Origin of the sequence: Dokdonella sp. (genome assembly GCF_049593775.1) — a bacterium.
Lineage (GTDB): Bacteria > Pseudomonadota > Gammaproteobacteria > Xanthomonadales > Rhodanobacteraceae > Dokdonella.
This window is the reverse complement of sequence record NZ_JBAWHJ010000271.1, coordinates 1-5,724: the sequence shown is the minus strand read 5'-3', so window position 1 is coordinate 5,724 and position 5,724 is coordinate 1. Positions and strand designations below refer to the sequence as shown.

General features: G+C 59.6%; 6 protein-coding genes. 2 read left to right on the top strand and 4 right to left on the bottom strand.

Annotated features, from left to right (window positions below; all coding sequences use genetic code 11):
* The 4 genes from WBP53_RS09695 to ndk form a co-directional block, all read right to left on the bottom strand.
* On the bottom strand, positions 1-790 hold a 790-nt coding region (locus tag WBP53_RS09695), incomplete at its 3' end, for a helix-turn-helix domain-containing protein (RefSeq protein ID WP_423928351.1).
* A 117-nt stretch (positions 791-907) separates the two neighbouring features.
* Complete coding sequence (gene pilW / locus WBP53_RS09690) at positions 908-1,690, bottom strand: type IV pilus biogenesis/stability protein PilW (protein WP_423928349.1); 783 nt, start codon at positions 1,688-1,690, stop codon at positions 908-910.
* Positions 1,680-2,798, bottom strand: a complete 1,119-nt coding sequence (gene rlmN, locus WBP53_RS09685) for a 23S rRNA (adenine(2503)-C(2))-methyltransferase RlmN (protein WP_423928347.1) — start codon at positions 2,796-2,798, stop codon at positions 1,680-1,682. Before rlmN ends, pilW begins: the two co-directional genes overlap by 11 nt.
* Before the next feature lie 5 nt (positions 2,799-2,803).
* Entirely contained in the window at positions 2,804-3,229 is a 426-nt protein-coding gene (gene ndk, locus WBP53_RS09680) for a nucleoside-diphosphate kinase (protein WP_423928345.1), read from the bottom strand.
* A 233-nt stretch (positions 3,230-3,462) separates the two neighbouring features.
* On the opposite strand from ndk, the gene WBP53_RS09675 reads away from it, so the two are divergent.
* A complete protein-coding gene (locus tag WBP53_RS09675; protein ID WP_423928353.1) occupies positions 3,463-4,086 on the top strand; it encodes a TetR/AcrR family transcriptional regulator in 624 nt (207 codons plus the stop codon).
* 70 nt (positions 4,087-4,156) lie between these two features.
* Positions 4,157-5,724 (top strand): 3-hydroxyacyl-CoA dehydrogenase family protein (locus WBP53_RS09670; RefSeq protein WP_423928343.1); only part of this gene is annotated, 1,568 nt, incomplete at its 3' end.

Here is a 5,724-nt window from a genome sequence, read left to right as displayed (position 1 = left end):
GGCTGAGCTTGAGCGTCAGTGCGTGCTGGCCGGGCTCAACAACAGGCACCGGCGCAACAATCGCCGGTGCCGAGGCAGCCGCAAACGGTGCCATCGACGCAATGATTGGAGGAACATCTCCCGCACCGCTCTGGGTGCTGCTGGAGGCCCCTCCCGCAATTTCCGAGGGCTTGTTGCCTGCGCCACTATTTGCTGCGCCGATGGCAACGACTTCACTCGGGATGGAAACCACTGCATCAGAGCCCGCGGATTCCACAGCGGCAGTCGGCCCATCCAGCATGACCGTCCGCGCGAGATTCTGCTCCAGGCCCCCATGCGTGGCCAGCCAGACAGCAGGCCCGATGACCAGTCCGGTAAGAATAAGGTAGGTGGCGCTCACGGAATAGCGATCGAGCAGATAGCGCGAGCGCGAGATTGTTCCGGTGGAAACCAGCGGTGCCGGCTCGGTCTTGGCGGAACAGGCGCGCTCGGCAAGAATGACCGGAAGACCGAGCAGACGCGCGTAACTCGTCAGATACCCGCGAAGGTAGACGGCGTGCGCTATGCCATTGTAGTCATCCTGCTCGATTCGACGGATCAGCCGCGCCTGCAGTTTCAGCCTCGAAGCGACATCTTCGCAGCTCCAGCCACGCTTCTCGCGCTCCTGCCTGAGTCGCATGCCAATGGACGATTCGAGATCATCAACGGCGTTCATCTCCGGCAAAACAATTTCTGCGCCCGAATCCATGGCTACCATACTGTCCGCAGGGCCACCCTGTAGATTCTGTTTTTCGACGCCTGTCTTGCTCACAGTTTCGGTCTCCGCAGGTAACAGCAAATCGAGCTGGCGATGATCAGTGGAATTCACAACCGTTTGTCCAAGTGCCTGGCAACAACAGTCCGGAAGATACCTCGCCAACCCAAGTCATCATGACGAGCTCGGTGTATCGAGCGAGCGAGACTGCTCCGAATCCGGGAATTGCCCACGCAGGCGTTGCGTGTATTCCGTCGCGGCCTTGCCGTTTCCCAAACGCAATTCGATGTTACGACCCAGCAGCAGGGCGTCCGCGCTCTGCCTCCCCACGGCTTCGTAACGTTGGAAAAAAGCACGCGCACGAAAGAAATCTTCCTTGCGGTACAACACCGTGGCCATCTGGAACAAGGCCTCTGAGTTGTCCGGGTCGTACTCCAGCGCCGAGCGAAGATCCCGTTCGGCGACGTCGTACGTGCCACCCTTGATCGCACATGTTCCGGCATTGGTCAAGGCCACAGCCGGCGTCTGGTAGAACGGATCGGCGACTGCTTTCTGAAAATACTCGGCCGCTTCGCCATACCGGCCGAGCTTGCACAGGAATGCGCCGTAGTTGTTGTTCTCGTTGCCGGATTTCGGCATGAGCTGCGCCGCCCTGCGATAGTTCTTCTCCGCCTGCGCGTTGTTCCCAATCTGCTCGTAGAGCAAGCCGATGACCGTGTGGGCGTCAGCATAGTTGGGGTCCGCAGCCAGCGCCTTCTGCAGGTTTTCCAGGGAGTTTTCGAGCTTGCCCTGAGCCAGATACTTCTGACCGAGGTCCGTGTACAGGGCCGCCGCCTTGGTCTTCGGGTTTTCCGGATCCGTACCGCCTTCCGTCGAACTGCGCACTCCGCCGCTGGATGCACAGGCAGCAAGCAGGGACAGCACGAAGCAACCAACAAGTATCCGATCAAGCGGCACTGGCGACACCCTCCTCGATTTTCTTGCGGAACTCGGCCTGGCGCCGGGTTCGATCCATGACCTGCCCCTTGAGCTGGCCACAGGCGGCATCGATGTCATCACCACGCGTGCGCCGAACCATGGTCAGCACGCCGGCATCCAGAAGGATAGTCTGGAAATCCCGAATCACGGAATCCTCCGAGCGCTCGTACTGGGTCCCCGTAAACGGGTTGAACGGAATCAGGTTGACCTTGCTCGGCAGCTTGCGCACGAGCTTGACCAGCTGACGGGCAAGCTCGGGCGAATCATTGATGCCCTTCATCATCGTGTATTCGAAAGTGACCGTCGTGCGTGCACTGCGCTGCGTATAGCGCAGGCAGGCATCCATCAACTCGGCGATGGGGTATTTCTTGTTCAGCGGGACCAGCTGGGTCCTCAACTCATCATTCGGCGCATGCAGTGAAACTGCGAGGGAAACGTCACTCTCCTCGGAGAGCCTATCAATCATCGGCACCAGCCCGGCCGTCGAAAGGGTCACGCGCTTGTTGGCCAGGCCAAATCCGAGATCGTCGCGCATGATGCTCATGGCGCGGACGACGTTGTCGAAATTGAGCAGGGGCTCGCCCATGCCCATCATGACAACATTGGTCAGCTTGCGCTGGTGATGCGGGACATTGCCTAGGTGCTTCGCGGCGACCCAGACCTGGCCAATGATCTCGGCCGTCGAAAGATTGCGGTTGAATCCCTGGGTACCGGTCGAACAAAACGTGCAATTGAGTCCGCAACCCACCTGGGATGACACGCAAAGCGTTCCACGGGAGTTCTCGGGAATGAACACGGCCTCGATGGCATTGCGCGGATCCATGCCGAGCAGCCACTTGTGTGTGCCGTCAGTCGACTGCTTTTCATGCAGCACATGAGGAGGAACGATCTCGGCAACCGCTTCGAGCTTGCTGCGCAATACCTTGCCGACATCGGTCATCTGGGAAAAATCGGTGACGTGACGGTGGTACATCCACTTCATGACCTGATCCGCCCGATACGGCTTTTCACCGGCCTGTGCGAACCACTCGCGCAAGCCGGTGCGATCAAGGCCGAACAGGTTGGTCCTGGTCTGCGTCACGTCCATCGAATTCAGCGCGCCGTGACTTCTGAACTTGCAAAGAAATACGCGATCTCGACTGCGGCCGTTTCCGGCGCATCGGAACCGTGCACGGCATTGGCATCGATCGAATCGGCGAAATCCGCACGAATGGTTCCTGGATCAGCCTTCTTGGGATCCGTCGCGCCCATCAGGTCACGATGCACCGAAATCGCGTTTTCACCCTCGAGTGCCTGGATGATGACCGGACCGGAAATCATGAAGTCGACCAGCGCGTTGAAAAACGGCCGCTCGCGATGGACCGCATAAAAGCCTTCGGCTTCGCCACGGGACAGCTGTTTCATGCGCGCGGCAATGATCTTGAGGCCGGCTTTTTCGAAACGGGAATAGATTTCGCCGATCACGTTCTTGGCAACCGCGTCGGGCTTGATGATGGAAAGAGTGCGCTCCAGCGCCATTGTCATTTGACCTTGTTTGAAGAGAGAAAGATGAAGCGGGGGCTTGCCGAGGGAGCAAACCCGCGACAATCCGGATAGTTAGCGCACTATCCGACCCCATATTCTAGCTAATTCTGGACCGGAATAGCACCCCAAAGGCGTGATGGCCAACCCATTCCAGGCGTTGATCCAGAAGGCTTGCACGCATATCATTCAAACGCTCGTTTGGTTTATCCGCAGTCAATGGACGCCCAATCTTGAATTCCCCCCACTTTTCGACCAAGGAACGCATTCTCGGCGCTGCCGAGGAATTGTTCGCACGCAACGGGTTTGCCGGCGCATCCCTGCGTGAACTGACCTCGACCGCAAAGGTCAACCTGGCCGCGGTCAACTACCATTTCGGATCCAAGGACAACCTGGTCAACGAGGTGTTTCGCCGCCGACTGGACGAACTCAGCGCCCAGCGCCTCGATGCCCTGAAGACCGTTCAGACCAGGCCCGATGCCACTCTCGAGGACATCCTGGCCGCATTTATCCACCCGGCCCTGCTGCTTTCGCTGGACAAGTCGGGAGGCTCGACCTTCGTCCGTGTACTGGCTCGGGCCTATGCCGAACACAATGAGCGCCTGCGCAAGTACCTCTCCGAGAATTATGGCTATGTGCTCAAGGAGTTCGCCGCCGCGTTCGGCGCGCAGCTTCCGCATCTGGACAAGGAAGAGCTCTACTGGCGAATAGACATCATCGCTGGCGCCCTGACCTACGCCATGGCCGATTTTGGCGTCATCAAGCGACGTGCGGCCATGTCCGAAAAAATTCACCGCGAGCGCGCCGCCGAGCACCTGATCCGCTTCGCTGCCGCCGGCCTGCGCGCCGAATAGGCCACATTCGACTCCCCATTGCGCGGCCTCTGGCCGTGCCAATCCACGCATCTTTCCCGCGAGGTACCGCATGAACCACTCTCCCCTACGCATTCGCAAGGTTGCCGTCCTCGGCGCCGGCGTCATGGGCGCCCAGATCGCCGCCCACCTGACCAATGCCGACGTCGAATGCATCCTGTTTGACCTGCCCGCCAAGGAAGGTCCGAAGAGCGGCATCGCGCTCAAGGCGATCGCCAACCTGGCCAAGCTTTCCCCAGCCCCGCTGGCCGAGGCTTCACGTGCCGTGTCCATCACGGCGGCCAACTACGACGAACACCTGGACTTGCTCAAGGACTGCGACCTGATCATCGAGGCAATTGCCGAACGCCTCGACTGGAAGCTAGACCTTTACAAGAAGATTGCGCCGTATGTATCTGATTCTGCTTTCATTGCCAGCAATACTTCCGGCCTTTCCATCAACGCCCTGGCCGAAGCCCTGCCAAAGGCGATGCGCCCGCGATTCTCGGGCATCCATTTCTTCAACCCGCCGCGCTACATGCATCTGGTCGAGTTGATCCCTGATTCCCAGACCGACCCAGCCCTGCTCTCCGGGCTGGAGTCTTTCCTGACCACGACGCTGGGCAAGGGCGTCGTTCACGCCAAGGACACGCCGAACTTCATCGGCAACCGGATCGGCGTATTTTCCATCCTCGCGACCATGCATCACACCGAACAGTTCCAGCTTGGCTTCGACGCGGTCGACGCAATTACCGGCCCTGCAATCGGCCGGCCGAAAAGCGCGACCTATCGCACCTCGGACGTGGTCGGCCTCGATACGATGGCGCATGTCATCAAGACCATGGACGACACCCTGCCGGATGATCCGTGGCACAAGTACTACAAGGCCCCCGCCTGGCTCTCGGCCCTGATCGAGAAAGGTGCATTGGGACAAAAATCCGGAGCAGGTTTCTTCCGCAAGGTCGGCAAGGAAATCCAGGTGCTCGACCTGGCAACCCAGGATTACCGCCCGGCCAGCGAAGGGGCCAGCGAAGAAATGGGCAAGATCCTGTCGATCAGGAATCCTGCCGAGAAATTCGCCGCTCTTCGCGCCTCATCCGACAACCAGGCCCAGTTCCTCTGGGCCATGTTCCGAGACCTGTTCCACTACACCGCATTTCATCTGGCCGATATTGCCGATACGGCGAGGCATGTGGATTTCGCGATCCGCTGGGGTTATGGCTGGAAGCTCGGCCCGTTTGAAACCTGGCAGGCGGCTGGCTGGAAACAAGTGGCCGAATGGATCGCCGAAGACATTGCCGCAGGCAAGGCCATGAGCAATGCGCCGCTGCCGAAGTGGGTAACCGACGGTCGCGATGGCGTGCACGGCAAAGACGGCTCATGGTCGCCCAGCGCAGGCAAACTTGTGCCGCGATCGAATGCGGAGGTCTACCAGCGCCAGTTGTTCCCCGACCCGCTGCTCGGCGAGGCTTTCGACACCGGCACTACGGTGTGGGAGAACGATGGCGTGCGCCTGTGGCATCTCGGTGACGATATCGGCATCGTCTCGTTCAAGACCAAGATGAACACCGTCAATGATGCGGTTCTCGATGGACTGCAGCGTTGCGTCGAAGAATGCGAGAAACAGTTCAAGGCCATGGT